Source organism: Polyangium sp. y55x31 (assembly GCF_029946505.1).
Classification (GTDB): Bacteria; Myxococcota_A; Polyangia; order Polyangiales; family Polyangiaceae; genus Polyangium.
This window is the reverse complement of sequence record NZ_JARZHG010000003.1, coordinates 473,564-488,701: the sequence shown is the minus strand read 5'-3', so window position 1 is coordinate 488,701 and position 15,138 is coordinate 473,564. Positions and strand designations below refer to the sequence as shown.

Here is a 15,138-nt window from a genome sequence, read left to right as displayed (position 1 = left end):
ATGACCGGTCGTCGTCGGCGCCGCGCGGAAAAACCCGCCCCGCGCGCGCAAGCCAAGAAGTCTCTCCCGAACGCCCGAGCGCCCGAGGCGACGCCGAAGGCGGCCCCTGCGCCGCAGGAAGCGCCGCAGAACGCGCCGCTGGCCAAGGACGCGTCCGAGGCCAAGGAAACGCCCAGCGTCGCGCCTTCGGCCACGGAGGCGGCGGCGCGGCCCGCCGCGGCGACGGACGAACCCGAGGCGCCGCGGATCAACGGGCTCTACTCGCCGTCCGCGATCGCGCTCGTCACGCTCGCCGCGCTCGTCGCGCTCCCCTACTTCTTCCCGTCGCTCGCGCGCTTGCGCTTGCTCACGCCGCTGCCCGAGGGCGAAGGCCTCGTCGCGGTGTCGTCCACGCCCGAGCCCACGGCCTCCGTCGGCGAAACGGCGCTCGCGATGGAGACGACGGAGCAGGCCGAGCTGCGCCAGCCCGAAGACGTCGCGCTCCCGCCCGCCGCAGCCGAGATCGTGCCCGCGGCGAGCACCACCGAGACGGGAAAACCCCCGCGATCGATCGAGGATCCCTCGGGCCACGCGCTCGACGCGTTTTACGGCCGCCTCGCCGCCGTCGAGCGCAAGGAGCCGAAGGCGATCGCGCGCGTCACCTACTTCGGCGACTCGATCGTGGCGAGCGACTTCGTCACGGCGACGTTGCGCCGCAAGCTCCAGCGCCGCTTCGGCGACGCGGGCCATGGCTTCATGCTCATGGCGAACGCCTGGCCCGGCTACTTCCACAACGACGTCGTGCGCTTCGCGGCGCCGGGCTGGCAGGTCAGCCGCGTCGTCGGCCCCTACGCGAAAGACGGCTTCTACGGCCTCGGCGGCGTCTCGTTCCGCGCGCAAGGCAAAGGCGCTTTCTCGCGCTTCTCGACCACGAAGACCGGCACCTTCGGCCGCGCCGTCTCGCGCTTCGCCGTGAGCTATCTCGAGCATGAAGGCGGCGCGCCGATGACCGTGAGCATCGACGGCGCGCCGCGCGAGACCATCGAGACGCGCGCGGAGACGTCGGCGTCGCGGCATCGTGTCTACGAGGTCCCCGACGGCCCGCACGAGCTCGAAGTGCGCGCCGAGGGGCCGGGCGTGCGCGCGTTCGGCGTGACGATGGAGCGCGACGTCCCCGGCGTCGTGCTCGACGCGATCGGCATCCAGGGCTGCCGCATCCGCTTCCTCGACAAGAGCGACGACGCGCATTTCGCCGAGCAATTGAAGACGCGCGATCCTGCGCTCACCGTCTTCCAGTACGGCATGAACGAGAGCGAAGACGGCGAGCTCTTTCCGCTCGATCAGTACGAGTCCACGATGAAGGCCGTGCTCGTGCAGGTGCGCGCGGCGTTGCCGCAGGGCTCGTGCTTGCTCGTCGGGCCGATGGATCGCGCCGACAAGAAGGGCACGGGCTATTCGAGCCGCCCCGTCGTGCCGAAGCTCGCGGCGATCCAGCGCAAGGTCGCGGCCGAGGTCGGTTGCGGATACTGGGACACGCTGAGCGCGATGGGCGGTCTCGGCTCGATGGGCGTGTGGGTGCAGCGTGGCCTCGGCGGGGCCGATCTCGCGCATCCGTCGAGCGCCGGCGCCGAGGTGCTCGGCGGCTGGATCTACCTCGCGTTGATGGAGGGCTACGAGGCCTTCCTCGCGCGGGGCGGACGCGCCGCGCCTCGCTGAGCGAGTTAGCAGCCTGTGGAATTATCGTCGCGAGCGCCCCGAAGCTAGGGCGACGGAGCGAGGAATCCTGAAGGATTTCGAGCGATGTCGACCGACGATTCGGGGCGCGCAGCAGATAAGTCCACAGGCTGTTAGCGCGCGCTGCTCGGCCCCGACGCCGGGTACGGGCCGGAGCCGCCGCGCGGCGGATCGAGCCACTTGATGCAGACGACGCGCAGGCCGCGGCTCGGCACGTTCTCCATCTCGACGTGGCTCATCATGCGCGCCACGGCGCCGAGCCCGACGCCGAGCCCCTGCCCGATGCGCCTCTGCGTGCCCGGTTCGAGCCTGCGCCCCTCGGAAAAACCGTCCTCGAACACGCTCGCGGGGTTGTCGATGCCGGGGCCCGCGTCCTCGACGACGATGCGGATGCCGAGGCGCGGTTCGGTCACGGTCGAGAGCGCGAGCGTGCCTTGCCCCGCGAACTTGGCGACGTTCGAGACGAGCTCGGCGATGCAGATCGCGACCTCGCCCTGGGCCTTGGCGTCGAAGCCGATCACGGCGGCGTACCGGCGGCCCTCCGCGGCGCACCAGAAGCGATCGTGCTCGTTGCCGATGTCGAACGAGAGCGGCTCGGGCACGATCGGAGCAAGCTTCGGCATCAGCGATCCAGGTATCGCACGACCACGCACGTCGCGTCGTCGTGAGACTTGCGATAGCCCTCGAGGACCGAGCGGGCGATCGCCGTGGCGCTCTGATGCTTGACCTGATCGATGTCGAAGCTGCCGGAGATGCCGTCCGTATAGAGCGCGAACATGTCGCCGTGCACGAGGCCGTAGCGGAAGATCCGCACGTGGCGGATGCCGCGGCCGAGCACGCCGCGCGCGGGCAGCGGCTGGATCTTTTCTTTGCTCCACGAGCGGAGCGCGACGTTGCCGACGCCTGCGACGTCGAGTGTCGCGGTCTGCATGTCGACGCGCGCGAGCATCACGGCGGCGCCGCGCGTGCTCGCCACGGCCCTGTCGGCGCCGCGCAGGAGCATCTCGAGCGGCTCTTCGGCGTGCTCTTCGATGTACTTGCACAACGTCGAGGCGGCGAGCGCCGCGTGGGGGCCGTGGCCGAGGCCGTCGGCGACGAGGATGAGCGTGCGGGGCTTGCGCTCAAGAATGAGGTGTGCGTCGCCGCAGACGGTTTCCCCATCTGCGGGGCGCTCTGCCGTGCCTATATCCACGGGCTACTCGGCGTACTTTCGGATGCGGACCGTGGTGCCGAGGCCGGGGTGCGTGTCGAGCTCGAACTCGTCGACGAGCCGCTTGGTGCCGCGGAGGCCTGCGCCCATGCCCCATTTCGAGCGGTAGGCGCCGCTCAGGATCAACGCCGGATCGGAGATGCCGGGACCCTGATCGCGGGCCACGACCTCGATGCCGCGCTTCTTGCCTTCGATCCGCCGGATCCGGATTTCGCCGGTCCCTGCGTACTGGAAGATGTTACGCGCGAGCTCGGAGACGGCCGTCGCGACCTTCGTCTGGACGACCTCGGAGAAGCCGAGCTGCTTGGCCATGTCCTTGCCGAGCGTGCGGGCACGAACGACGTCGTGCTCGGCGCGGATCGGCACGCTGATGCCATCGGGGCGCGACTCGGCCTGCTGCTGCGGGGGCTCCATGGGGATCGATGGAGCGTTCTCCACGGCCACGAGCGCGAGCAGGCTCTTGCAGTTCTGGAGCTTCTCGGGCTCCTGCAAGAAGATGTTCAAGCCCGGACCGAGCTGCTGGACGAGCTGCGGGATCTCGGAGCGCGCGAGCATCTCGAGCCTCACGTTCGCTCGTCTTGCGGCGGACGTGAGCAACGAGCGGCTCGTCGGCTCCGAGAGGTACCGCCGCAAGATGGCGAGGATTTCCCCCGCGATCTCGTTCATCGATCGCGCCTCCTCCTCCACCACCGCGTCGTCCGGAAGACGTGGGTCACGCCTCGCCCTCCCACTCGTCCCCTTCGCCGGCGAGGTCGTTCGGCAGCCCCTCGGGCTGGAGTGAATCGAGCAGCGCGAGGGCGCGGTCGAGGTTCAGCGCGGTGCGCACGCCGGGCAGCTCCATGCCCATCTCGACGAGCGTCATCGCGACGGCCGGCCGGAGGCCGCAGACCACGGTTTCCACGCCCATCAGCCTCGCCATGACCGCGAGGTCGCGCAGGCTGCGCGTGATGTAGCTGTCGAGCACGTCGACGCCGGAGACGTCCACGACGAGCCCGCGCGCGTCACCACGCTCGCAAGCGGCCGCGACGTCCTGCTGCAGCCGATCCACCACGGTGTCCGAAAGCGCGGTCTGGATCGATACGATCAACTTTCCAGACAGGCGTACGATCGGGATCCGCTGCGTTTCCATCATCATGACCATCGGGCCCTCCTGGCCTCGCCCTCGCTCACCGTGTTTTGCCCGGTATCCTCGGCATCGAGCCACCGCAGACAGTAGCGAAGTCCGTGCTTCAAGTTTCGCAACGTCTCGAGCTGGCCAAAGTTGACGTCGAGATCGACCAACGTTTGCGCGACCGCGGGCCGGATACCGGTCAGCACGCAACGCGCGCCGATCAGCCCGACGGCCTTGACCAGCTTCATGAAGTGATCGGCGGTCGAGGTGTCGATCACCTCGACGCCCGTGAGATCGATGATGACGAACCGCGACTGACTACGCACGATCTCGTCGAGCAGTCGCTCCATCATCTCCGCGCTCCGCCGTGAATCGACGACGCCGATCACGGGCAGCGCGAGCACGTCCTCCCAGAGGGTCAGGATCGGGGTCGAGAGCTCCTGCACGGCCATCCTGAGCCGCGCGATGAGCTCCGACTTCTCCGACTCGCTGGCGACGAGCTCCTTGTTGCGCAGCGCGACCTCTTCCTCGAAGTTCTTGCGCGCCTCGCTGTTGATGAACACCGAAACCGCGCCCGTCTGCTTGCCGGACGCGTCACGCAGCGGCGCCGAGTGCACCTCGAGCCATACGCCGTCGGGGACGTTTTCGTTGCGGAAGTAGAGCTCGGCCGTCCGGACGGTCTCGCCGCGGAGCGCGCGCGCGTGCGGCAGGTCCTCCACCGGATAAGGCGTGCTCCTGTCGGCGTGCAGGTAGATGGCCCCGTCGCCCCAGTCCTCCACGGGCAGGGCCGTGGGCTTCGTCTCGGGGACCCCGAGGAGCCGATCGGACTCGGGGTTGCCCATGATCACGTTGCCCGAAAGGTCCGTCGCCCACACCGCGATCGGGAGCTGCCGGAAGAACGCGCGCAGCGACTCGTTCTCTGCGCGCAGCGAGGCTTCGGAGCGCTCACGCTCCTCGAGCTTCTGCTGAAGGGCCGCCAATTCGGCCTTCAGCCGCTCGATCTCCGAACCTTGGTTACCCTCTTCCAAACTCGCCTCCGACGGAGCCGACGACGCACGCGCAGACGCTCAGGATATACACGAACCGCAATCGGAAGACGACTGCTGCCGGCACCGGCACGCGAAAAGGATCTTCGCCATGGCGGCGAGCTGTGGGAAACCGCACCCGAGCACAAGTTCGCCCCAAACAAGGGAACGAATAAGGGAAACGAGCCGCGGGAGAAGACGAAGAAGCGTCAAGCCATCGCCGCTTCGTCCACGTCGTTCTCGTCGATAGCGCGTGCGGGACGCGCGCGGGCCGCCGGAAAACTGCTACCTTGTTCCGATCGTGCTCTGCGCGTTGCGGCTAAAATCCGCGCTTGCGCAGTTCGGCCACCACGTCGGCGTAGAAGGCTTTGTGCTTCCAACCGTTGCCGATGCCGGGCGCGTCGCCGAAGAGCTGGCCGATCTCGTCGAGGTGATCGACGGGCAAGCAGCCCCAGAACTCGCCGCGCTTCGAATCGACGACGCGCACGAGCCCGTCGTTCGGATACGGATCGCCGAAGCCACCGTCGAGGATGGTCTCGAAGAGCGAGAGCAGCGGATCCACCGTGTCGAGCTTGCCTTGCCACTCGTCGATGAACGGCAGGGAGACGTCGGCATGGCAGACGTTGTCGCCGTAGTGGAGATCCGTGCGGCCCGCGATCGAGGCGTAAAACACGGTGGGCTCGTCCGGATGCGCCTTGTTGAAAGCGGCAATGCCGGGCTGGCTGAATAACTCGAGGGGCTTCCACACGTTCGTCTGCTCGCCGAACTCGTCGTAGAGCGGCGCGCCGATGAGCTCGAGCAGATCACTCACGACGGCCTGCGCGTCCGGATCACTCACGAGATCGAGCGCGATGTCCGCGACGCGGGATCCGCCGTGCGGCGTCGCGACCGTGACCACGCTGGCCACGAGGTCGGGCCGGAGGTTCGCCGCGACGCGCGCGTCGAGCCCGCCCTGCGAGTGGCCGATGATGTTGACCTTCGCGTGCCCGGTGATCGCGAGGATCTGCTCGATGTGCTCGACGAGCTGCGCGCCGCGGTAGTCCGAGGTGTTGAACGGATCGACCGCCGGCGTGAACACGAGGACCTCGCCCTGCGACGCGAGGTGGTCTTTGACCTCGTAGAAGTAGGTCACGAACCCGACCCCGGCGAAATCTTCGAACCCAAAGAATCCGTGCGAGAGCACGATCGGATACGGCGGCCCGAGCTTCACCTCGCCTCCGCCCGAGCCGCCTTCGCCGCTCGAGCTCGACGACGACACGGACGACGCGCCGCCCGCGCCCCCTCCGCCCACGCCCGTGAGCACGCCCCCGCTGCCCCCGTTGCCGCCGGACGGTAGCCCGCTCGACGTGGTTTCTCCGCTCGAACCACAAGCGGCGGCGAGGCCCATCAAAACGAGCGCGCACGTTGGCCACGCGCGCGCGGCGAGCTTCCGATCGAGCAAGCGCATATCCATCCCTCCAGAGGCGTGCGAAGGCAGCCTGACGAGCGTCGAACGACGCCCTCGTCGCGTCAAGAATGGCCGGCCCTGGGAAGACGAGCTTCCACCCGCCGAAGCGCCGACTTTACGCCCCGACGCGCGGGACGTTCGGATAGCTTGGAGCGCATGCACGTGGCCTTTCCCGACCCCTCGCGCCGTGGCGCGTGGTGTTACGTCCTCGGCGCCGCCGCGCTCGCGATGGCCCTCTCCGGCTGCGGCGGATCTGCCGAGCCTGCAAAAGACGCGTCGCAAGAGAAGAAGCCCGCACCGAAGGTCGACGTCGGCGACGGCCTCGACGCGCCGAAGGAAGAGCCCGTCGCGTTTCCCACGGCATGCGCGAACGAGGGCTCGGACCTCTGCGTGCCCCCGAGCGCCTTCGTCACGCGCCTCTGCGCCGCGGCGATGCCGGAGATGGCGCTCGCCCTGTTCGCGAAGGGGACGCCGTGGGTGCGTGGATATCTGGCCCGCGCGACCGAGGCGTGGGACGCCTCCGGAGGGCCGTCTTCGAGCAGCAAGCTCGAGTTCGACGAGGAGGTGATCATCCTCGTGAAGCGAACGCCGAACACGGGCGGGATGGTCGTGAGCGGCGCGAGCGGCGGCAGCTACGACGTGCTGCGCTGGAACGGGAGCTGCGCCTCGCTCCAGGCCGAGGAGATCCGAATGCGCGTGCCGCCCGAGCCGCTCCACGCCGAGATCCCGTGGCGCAAGCTCGACGACGACGTGCAAAAAGCGCTGCTCGAGGACGAGAAGATCGCGACCCGCGCCGCCGAGCACAAGAAGGAGTGCAAAGGCGTCTCTGCGGGCCAGACGAACCCGAAGTGCGAGAAGGCGCAGAAGGCGTTGGGGAAGGCGATCGTGGCGTTCGTGCGACGCGGGGGCGCGCTCCCGCCGCCGCCGACATTGCCGTGAAGGGGGACGGGGAGGCCAGCATGTCGAGGCTCGTGGCATGTTTGGGGATCGCGGCGATGACGCTCGTCGCCGCGCTGTCGAGCGGCTGCCGGCAGGACGACGATCCGGACGGCGCAAGCGAGCTCTGGACGCGGATCCAGGACGCGAAGTACCGCACCTGGGAGCGCGCACCGGGCTACGAGACGCGGAAAAGTTCGAGCGCACGGCACGGATCGGCGGTCGAGATCTTCATGAACGACGTGGTCGCGGATGCGCTCGTTGGCCCGCAGATCACGGCCTGGCCCGACGGATCGCTCCTCGTGAAAGACGGCTTCGACGACGACGGCAGCCCGCACATCGTGGCCGCGATGGAGAAGCGCGGAGGCGCGTGGTTCTTCGTGGAGTGGAGCCCCGAGGGGGAGTCGCTCTACTCGGGCACGCCGTCGATCTGCACCGATTGCCACGCCGTCGGCGCGGACATGGTGCGCGCGTTCGACTTCCCGCCGTGACCCGCGGCCCGCCGCACGAATTTGTTCTGAACACGTAACGGTTTGTCCGATAGTGGGACGCCGGACGGACCGGCCACAGGTGCGGGGGTTTGTCCCATGAAACGATCACGCTGGATGTCGGTGGTGACGCTCGCGACGGCGGCCTTGCTCGTCGCGTGCGGAGACGAGGAGCCCGAAGGCTCGGGCACGACGAGCAGTTCGAGCAGCAGCGGCGCGGGATCGGGCGGGGCCGGCGGCGTGGGCGGGACCGGTGGATCGGGCGGGATCGGAGGTTCGGGCGGGATCGGAGGTTCGGGCGGCGAAGGCGGCACGGGGGGAAGCGGCGGCGCAGGCGGCGTCGGCGGCGTCGGCGGCGCAGGGGGAGCCGGCGGCAGTGGTGGTTCGGGCGGCGAAGGCGGCGCAGGGGGCGGGGGCGGCGCGAGCGTGGTCTGCGGAGACGGAGCCGTCGAGGGCGCGGAGGCATGCGACGACGGGAACACCACGACCTCCGACGGGTGCGACGCTCAGTGTGCCGTCGAGCCCGGATTTTTCTGCGACGGCGCGCCGAGCACGTGCAGCACGCTCTGCGGCGACGGCGTCCTCGCGGGAATCGAAGCCTGCGACGACGGCAACATGGCCCCGAACGACGGCTGCGACAGTACGTGCGCGGTCGAAGTTGGTTGGAGCTGCAACGGCATGCCGAGCGCGTGCGCGACGAGCTGCGGCGACGGCATCCCCGCGGGCGCCGAGGCCTGCGACGACGCGAACCCCGCGGCGAATGACGGCTGCGAAGCGTGCGCGGTCGTGCCCGGCTGGACCTGCACGGGCGCGCCGAGCGCGTGCGCGACGAGCTGCGGCGACGGCATCACTGTCGGCAACGAGGCCTGCGACGACGGCAACACCACGGCGAACGACGGCTGCAGCGGCGCCTGCGCCGTCGAGACCGGCTGGACCTGCACGGGCGACGCGCCGAGCGCATGCGCGGGCATCTGCGGCGACGGGCAGAAGGTCGTCGCGGAGGGCTGCGATGACGGCAACACCACGGCGAACGACGGCTGCAGCGGCGCCTGCGCCGTCGAGCCCGGCTGGACCTGCACGGGCGCGCCGAGCGCGTGCGCGACGAGCTGCGGCGACGGCATCCTCGCGGGGAGCGAGGCCTGCGACGACGGCAACCTCGCGACCGACGACGGCTGCCTGCCCTCCTGCCAGGTGCCCTCGGGCGACTCCTGCGCCGAGCCTCTCACGCAGAAGAACGCGCTCCTCATCGGCAACGTGCACCGATGGACCCTCACCCAAGGCAGCGTCGCGACGACCGACGGCGCGTTCGCCTGCGACCCGAACGGCATCGGCCCGGACGCGGTCATCAAGTACGAAAAGACGTCCCCGGACCTCGCGAACGGCGGCAAGCTCCTGCACGTCGAGGCGCGCACGCCCGAGACCGCCACGACCGGTCTGCTCGACGTCGAGGTCATGAGCGGCACGTGCGACCCCACGCTCGCCGTGTCGGAGAAATGCCTCTGGTACAAGCAGACGTGGGGCGCGAACGTCGACGGTCCGCCCGGCACCTATTTCGTTTGGGTTGCAAGGAATGCCCCCGGCACCCCCTTCCCGCCCGTCGTGGTGACGATCGAGGAGATCGATCCCGCGGCCGCCGAGGGCGAGGGTTGCTTCGCTCCGTACACGACGTCGAGCGCGAACTACACGCCGCCCGCAGAGCCCGAAGACCCGCACCTCTGGACGCTCCCGGACACGATCAACGCCTTCGACATGGCCGCGACCTGGGGCGAGCCTGGCTCGATCTCCTGCGACGACCACGCGACCTACGGCGACATCCACGGCGTCGATGCGGTCATCGAGTACGACAAGTCCTCGCCGACGAGCATCCTGCAGGTCGAGGTCCAGAACCTCGACCCGGTCCTCACGCAGAGCGCGCTCAACGTCGAGGTCCTGAACGAGTGTGATCCCGAGTCACCGACGAAGGTCTCGTACAACTGCCGCGCGAACGCCGACACGCACAACCTCACGGTGAACGCGCCCCAGGGCCCGCTCTACGTCTGGGTGAGCACCGAGGCGACGGGCCAGGATTTCAACGGCGCGACCGTGAAGATCCGCGAGCTCGACCCCGGCCTCGGCGAGAGCTGGCAGACGGCGGAGCCCCTCCCGGCAGGCACGGTCCCGATCAACCCGACGTCGACGATGCGGCTCGACCCGCCGAGCTGCTTCCCCGCCGGCGTGAACGTGCACTGGTACGTCTACACGGTGCAGAACGGCGGCCTCGCGCTGACAGGGGACCCCCTCGGCACGCTCGCGCTCTTCGACGCAGACAACCAGCAGCTCTTCTGCGGCCCCTCGAGCCCCCTCGCGAGCCTCGGCGGCGCCTACCCGCCGGGCACGAAGTTCTACGTCGCGGTGCCCGTGGGCGGCGCCATCACGTCGCTCGCGATCACGGACATCGTCTACAACGGCGTGAAGACGCCTGTCCCGCTCGGCGTCACGTTCCCCTCGACGGCGTCGTCGGCCTACGGGATGGCCGTGAGCGACACGGAGGTCTTCGTCGGCGGCGTGAGCAAGGTCTTCCAGTTCCCGATCGCGGGCGGCGCGCAAGCCGTCGAGCGAGGCACGGCCGACGGCGTCACGACGACGCACCTCGGCTACGACCTCACGTTCGCCGGCGGCCAGCTCTTCAGCGTCGACAGCACGACCTCGACGAGCGCGAGCCGTCTCTTCCGCATCCTGAACGGCACCACCTGGGGCCCCACGACCTGGGATCTGACGCCCTCGTACCCCACGAACTCGCCCTCGTATGCGGTGACGTTCGATGGAACGAACGTGCTGCTCGCGACGCGAAACACCGCGGGAAAGACCGACTTTTACGCGTTCTCGCCGACGGCGCCGAGCGCGCCCGTGCTCCTCGGGACGAACACGAGCGTCGACTACGTCGTGGGCCTCGCGGCCGACACGCAGTTCCTCTACGTGGCAGGCAGGACCGTGGGCACGTCGAGCGAAGGCGTCTACCGCATCCCACGCGCGTCCATCACGAGCACGGCGACGAAGCTCGCGACGATCGACACGAGCACGAGCTGCACGAACGTGGAGATCGACGACCTCGTTTCGCCGCAACACCTCTACGTGCGCGCGAACGGCGGATTCATCCACGCGGTCGTGGATCCTGCGGGCCCTGCGTTCACGCACATCCCGAGCATCTCGACGCTCGGCGACACGACGGATTATGCGATGACGTTCGATCGAGCGACGAAGACGCTCTACTTCGTGGAGACGGCAACGGTCGCGAACGGCGCGGTCTGGAAGCTCCAGTGATCCGCGCCGCGCGCTCGCCGGCTACTTGTTCTCTTCGGGCTTGAAGTCGGGCGGGAGCGCAGCGCCCTCGCCGAAGAAGTACTTCTCGCACTCGGTCATCCAGATGCGCTGACCGTGCTCGCTCATGAGGTCGAGGCGGAACTCGTTGATGAGCATCTTCGAGTGCTCGAGCCACATCTTCCACGCCTGCTTGGAGACGCCATCGAACACACGCTGGCCAAGGGGCCCCTTGAAGGGCGGCTTCTCCAGCCCTTCCGCCTCCTGACCGAGCTTCACGCACTGCACCATCCTCGCCATGTCGACCTCGCTGGGAAGAGCCTTCACCCGGCCGAGGGCGCCCTTCCGGCGCCACCCTGGGGCTGCTCTCCGTCTAGTCGAGCCCCGAAAGGTCGTCGAGGGGCGCGCCGAACCGACGACGACGTTGACGGCCCCGATCACGAGTCCCATGCACGAAGGAAGCCGGGCCGGGTCACACGCGCCGAGCTCGCCCGAGCACAAAAACCCGAGGCGCCCGACGGAGGGGTTGACGTCAAAGTGCGGTGTCCTATGCTTTCGTGGCTCGGACCCCTCGAAGGTCCGAGGTCACCACGAGGGGGCGATCGGCTTCGACGTGGGGACCGAAGGTTCATCTGCGTGCTGGCGGCTCCTGCACCGCCTACCAAGCGGGACGTTATACGTGCGAACGACAACGCATACGCTCTCGCGGCCTAAGAACCGACGATAGCCGCCCGACGGAGAGATCGTCCTGGTATCCGAAGGGTGTCAACCACGAGGGCTGGACTACGCGAGGGCGCCCTCGATAGCGCAGTCGAGATTAGCGAGGGATAGGTCGCGGCCGAATCCGCGGACCCAGTCGCAGGGGATACGGCGACTACGCACGTGAACGAAGGTGAACTGTAGGCCTTGCGGACCCGGGTTCGATTCCCGGCGCCTCCACTCAAATTTGCCGCGTTACTTCATGTTTCTTGACCGGATCGTGCCCAAATCGTGCCCAGACCGATCACCTCGGACCGGGCCGTCGAGCAGGAGCACGGCGTCCCGCCCCACCTCCGGCGAGAGGTGGGCGTAGCGCATGGTCATGTCCATCGTCGTGTGACCGAGCAGCTCCTGGATGGCCTTGAGCGGCACGCCCCGCATGACCTAGTGGCTGGCGAACGTGTGCCTTAGCACGTGCCAGCCAATCAGCCGGAGCCCTGCGCGCCTGCAGGCCCGCCAGAGGGGGTGCTTGCACTCCCCCTTGGTCAGGTGGCGCCCGCCCTTCCCAGGAAAGACGAGCCCTCCGGCGAAACGTGAAGGAAGCGCCCGGAGCGCCGTGCGCGCCTCGTCGGAGAGCGGCACGTCGAAAATCGAATTCCGGCTCCGCCGTAAAGAGAAAGCCAATGCGAGGAACGGTAGGCCCGCGCATGGGTGGCCGCCAGGAGGCAGGCGCGGGGATGACGCCGCAGGCTCGCTCTGCGCATTGACTTAGCGGGACGCGAATATCAATCGGCCGTCATAGCCGTCGCGCGAAAGGGGGGCTCGACCGGCGCCGATGGATCCGGCCCGAGCGGCGGCAACATCAGCGGCGGCTCGGGCGGCGCCAACAACACGCTGTTGAAATCGTGCCGCAATACATGGATGCAACACGTCGCAAGAATGCACCGACCAATACGAAGTCACGCCGGTGTGCGCGCCGAGCCCTGACCCGTTCCCCGGCAACCGCTGCTACACGCCGTGCACCTCGGTGAAACGGATATGCCGGGACGTGGGTTGTGGCTCCGACCAGGAATGAATCAATGTGCGGGAAGTTCGCCGATCACCTGTTGAAGGTGTGCCGGTGACGCCCTCGGTCGTTCGTCGCGGGAGGCGCGCCGGGCCGCGCCCGCCGTGATTTACCGGAACTCCGCCGGCACGGAGCGGCCGAGCTTGCGATATTCGCCCGCGAGGCCGCAAACGACGTCCGCCATCTCGATGGGCCTTTTCTCCTCGCGCGCCAGCACGGCCGCCGTCAGCACCACGTTGCGGATGTGCCCGCCCGATAGATCCACCGCGGCCGCCAGGCGATTCAGGTCCCGCGGCGCGATCCGGTGCGCCCCGCCGAGGTGCGCGAGCCAGAGCGCGCGCCGCTCCTCCGGCCCCGGCAGCGGGAACTCGATGATCGCGTCGAGCCGGCGCGCGAACGCCGCGTCGAGCCGGCTCTTCGCATTGCTCGTGAGGATGGCGATCCCGTCGAACGACTCGATGCGCTGCAGGAGGTAATTCGTCTGCGCATTGGCGAACTTGTCGTTTGCGTCGCGGACGTCGGTGCGTTTGCCGAAGAGCGCGTCGGCCTCGTCGAACAGCAAAACCACCTCCGTCTCCTCCGCGCGCGCGAAGAGCTGCGCGAGGTTCTTCTCGGTCTCGCCGATGTATTTGCTCGTCACGGACGCGAGATCGACGCGGAACAGCGGCAACGCGAGTTGCGTGGCGATCCAGGCCGCCGCCAGCGTCTTTCCCGTGCCGGACGGCCCGACGAAGAGCGCCCGCAGGCCCGCGTGGTAACGCGCGCGCGCCGAAGGACCGAGCCCCTCGGCGAGCTCGTCGCGGCTGCGGCATCGAAGCAAGAGGACGCGCAGCTCCGTGCGTAATGCCTCCCCGAGCACGAGCGCGTCGTCGCCGATGGAGTCCGCGATCGGCTGCGCCAGCGCGCCGAGCCCGCCGCCTTCGCTCGTCCGGCTCGCCGCGAGCACGTCCTCTTCGAGTGGTTTTTCCCGACCGCACAGCGTCGCGTGGTGGCGGGCGATGCGGCCGATCTCGGCGATGCGCCCGGCCCGGTGGCGGTGCGTGATCGCGAGCTTCTGCGCGAGCTCTTCCCCGCCGATCGCATCCCTCCAGAGCGGCTCGCGCTCGGCCCGCGAGGGCCGCGCTGGCGTGAATTCGAGCGGCGAGAGCTCGCGCCCGTCGATATGGCCGTCGGACCCGCAGAGGACGAGGACCGGGCCTCCGTAATGGGCGATCGCCGGTATCTGCTTGCGCTCGCCGGGCGCAAGATCGAAGCAGAACACGGGCAAGAGCCGCCTCGAAAAGAGCCACGGCCCGAGCCCCGCGGTCCGGTCTGTCTCGACGAACGCCGCGCGGCCCCCGAGCTCCGCGGCGATCACGGTCGCGATCGTGCGCCCCTCTGCGCCCGGCGACGCGCGAAGGACGAGCGCGCGCCGCGCCGGCCCTGCCGCCGCGAGCGCCCGCGCGTGTGACCGCGCCTCCTCGTGCAGCGACGGGTGCAGCGGGACGGCGGACAAACGGCCGAGGCCGATCGTCGTTCCCGGAAAAACTTGGTCTCGCCCCGCGAGCGCGAGGACAAGCGGCAGAGGCACCACGAGCGCCCGCTCCGGCAGCGGCGCGGCCTCGTCGCGCAGCTCGAGCAGCCCACTCGAGAGCGCCGCGCCCGTGAGGACGATGTCCATCGCGCGCGCGCCCTCGCTCGTCGCCTCGGCGAACGCCTCTGCGACGAGCCCGAGCGTCGGCCTCGCCGTGTCCGCGCGCCCGAGCGCGTGCGCGACGAGCCGCCCCACCAGCGGATCCTCGTCGACCGCGGCAGCGAGCGCGATCGTGAGCGCCTCGACCAGCGACGAACCGAGCGCTCGCGAGAGATCGAGCAGCGGTCGCTCGGCCGGCGCCGGTGCTTCGAGATACGCGGCGAGCGAAGTCCTCCACGAGCCCGTCGGCGCGACGGCCGCCGTGAGGTGATTCCGCAAGATCGTGGCCTCGGCTCCCGCGTTCACGTTGCCCGAGAGCGTCGTCCGCGCCACGGCCGCGAGCGCGAAGGTTCGGAGCGACAAACCCGAGGTTGTCGAGGTCGTCGGCTGGGAAGCGCTCGTCGTCGCCGTCGGCTGGGAAACGAGGAGTGGGTCCGAGGTGGTGGGTTTGCTCATCGCAGGTCTCGCGGGGTT

13 protein-coding genes and 1 other RNA gene are annotated in these 15,138 nt (G+C 69.1%); 5 read left to right on the top strand and 9 right to left on the bottom strand.

The window, feature by feature from the left end:
• Window positions 1-1,695: a hypothetical protein gene (locus QHF84_RS08230; RefSeq protein WP_281312640.1), complete on the top strand. Its 1,695-nt coding sequence runs from the start codon at window positions 1-3 to the stop codon at window positions 1,693-1,695.
• Between the two features lie 131 nt (window positions 1,696-1,826).
• Here QHF84_RS08230 and QHF84_RS08225 read toward each other — a convergent pair whose 3' ends face one another.
• The 6 genes from QHF84_RS08225 to QHF84_RS08200 all read right to left on the bottom strand — a co-directional run bounded on the left by QHF84_RS08225 (window position 1,827) and on the right by QHF84_RS08200 (window position 6,512).
• Window positions 1,827-2,336 (bottom strand): ATP-binding protein, encoded by a 510-nt coding sequence (locus QHF84_RS08225; protein ID WP_281312639.1) that lies wholly within the window; start codon window positions 2,334-2,336, stop codon window positions 1,827-1,829.
• A complete protein-coding gene (locus QHF84_RS08220) occupies window positions 2,336-2,905 on the bottom strand; it encodes a SpoIIE family protein phosphatase (protein WP_272420719.1) in 570 nt (189 codons plus the stop codon). Before QHF84_RS08220 ends, QHF84_RS08225 begins: the two co-directional genes overlap by 1 nt.
• Before the next feature lie 3 nt (window positions 2,906-2,908).
• Window positions 2,909-3,589, bottom strand: coding sequence for an anti-sigma regulatory factor (locus QHF84_RS08215; protein ID WP_281312638.1), 681 nt, complete (start codon window positions 3,587-3,589; stop codon window positions 2,909-2,911).
• Window positions 3,590-3,635: 46 nt separating this feature from the next.
• Window positions 3,636-4,058, bottom strand: a complete 423-nt coding sequence (locus QHF84_RS08210; RefSeq protein WP_170319789.1) for an STAS domain-containing protein — start codon at window positions 4,056-4,058, stop codon at window positions 3,636-3,638.
• Window positions 4,055-5,062 (bottom strand): STAS domain-containing protein, encoded by a 1,008-nt coding sequence (locus QHF84_RS08205; RefSeq protein WP_281312637.1) that lies wholly within the window; start codon window positions 5,060-5,062, stop codon window positions 4,055-4,057. The genes QHF84_RS08210 and QHF84_RS08205 overlap by 4 nt, the downstream gene beginning before the upstream one ends.
• A 316-nt stretch (window positions 5,063-5,378) precedes the next feature.
• On the bottom strand, window positions 5,379-6,512 hold the full coding sequence (locus tag QHF84_RS08200; RefSeq protein WP_281312636.1) for an alpha/beta fold hydrolase: 1,134 nt from the start codon (window positions 6,510-6,512) through the stop codon (window positions 5,379-5,381).
• A gap of 150 nt (window positions 6,513-6,662) precedes the next feature.
• Between QHF84_RS08200 and QHF84_RS08195 the strand changes: the two genes are divergently transcribed.
• The 3 genes from QHF84_RS08195 (at window position 6,663) to QHF84_RS08185 (ending at window position 11,230) form a co-directional block, all read left to right on the top strand.
• The gene (locus tag QHF84_RS08195) at window positions 6,663-7,445 is read left to right on the top strand and encodes a hypothetical protein (RefSeq protein ID WP_281312635.1); all 783 of its coding nucleotides are present in this window, start codon (window positions 6,663-6,665) and stop codon (window positions 7,443-7,445) included.
• 20 nt (window positions 7,446-7,465) lie between these two features.
• Window positions 7,466-7,933 carry a hypothetical protein gene (locus QHF84_RS08190; protein WP_281312634.1) on the top strand — a complete coding sequence of 156 codons (468 nt, stop codon included), beginning with the start codon at window positions 7,466-7,468 and terminating at the stop codon, window positions 7,931-7,933.
• Window positions 7,934-8,029: 96 nt separating this feature from the next.
• Entirely contained in the window at window positions 8,030-11,230 is a 3,201-nt protein-coding gene (locus tag QHF84_RS08185; RefSeq protein ID WP_281312633.1) for a DUF4215 domain-containing protein, read from the top strand.
• 21 nt (window positions 11,231-11,251) lie between these two features.
• On the opposite strand, the gene QHF84_RS08180 is transcribed toward QHF84_RS08185, so the two are convergent.
• Window positions 11,252-11,527 carry an oxidative damage protection protein gene (locus QHF84_RS08180; RefSeq protein WP_348652854.1) on the bottom strand — a complete coding sequence of 92 codons (276 nt, stop codon included), beginning with the start codon at window positions 11,525-11,527 and terminating at the stop codon, window positions 11,252-11,254.
• 294 nt (window positions 11,528-11,821) lie between these two features.
• Between QHF84_RS08180 and ssrA the strand changes: the two genes are divergently transcribed.
• Window positions 11,822-12,169, top strand: a transfer-messenger RNA (tmRNA) gene (gene ssrA / locus QHF84_RS08175).
• 12 nt (window positions 12,170-12,181) lie between these two features.
• Here ssrA and QHF84_RS08170 read toward each other — a convergent pair.
• Both QHF84_RS08170 and QHF84_RS08165 read right to left on the bottom strand, forming a co-directional pair.
• Window positions 12,182-12,358, bottom strand: a complete 177-nt coding sequence (locus QHF84_RS08170) for a hypothetical protein (protein ID WP_281312631.1) — start codon at window positions 12,356-12,358, stop codon at window positions 12,182-12,184.
• A 743-nt stretch (window positions 12,359-13,101) separates the two neighbouring features.
• Window positions 13,102-15,120, bottom strand: coding sequence for an ATP-binding protein (locus tag QHF84_RS08165; RefSeq protein ID WP_281312630.1), 2,019 nt, complete (start codon window positions 15,118-15,120; stop codon window positions 13,102-13,104).
• Window positions 15,121-15,138: the final 18 nt, after the last annotated feature.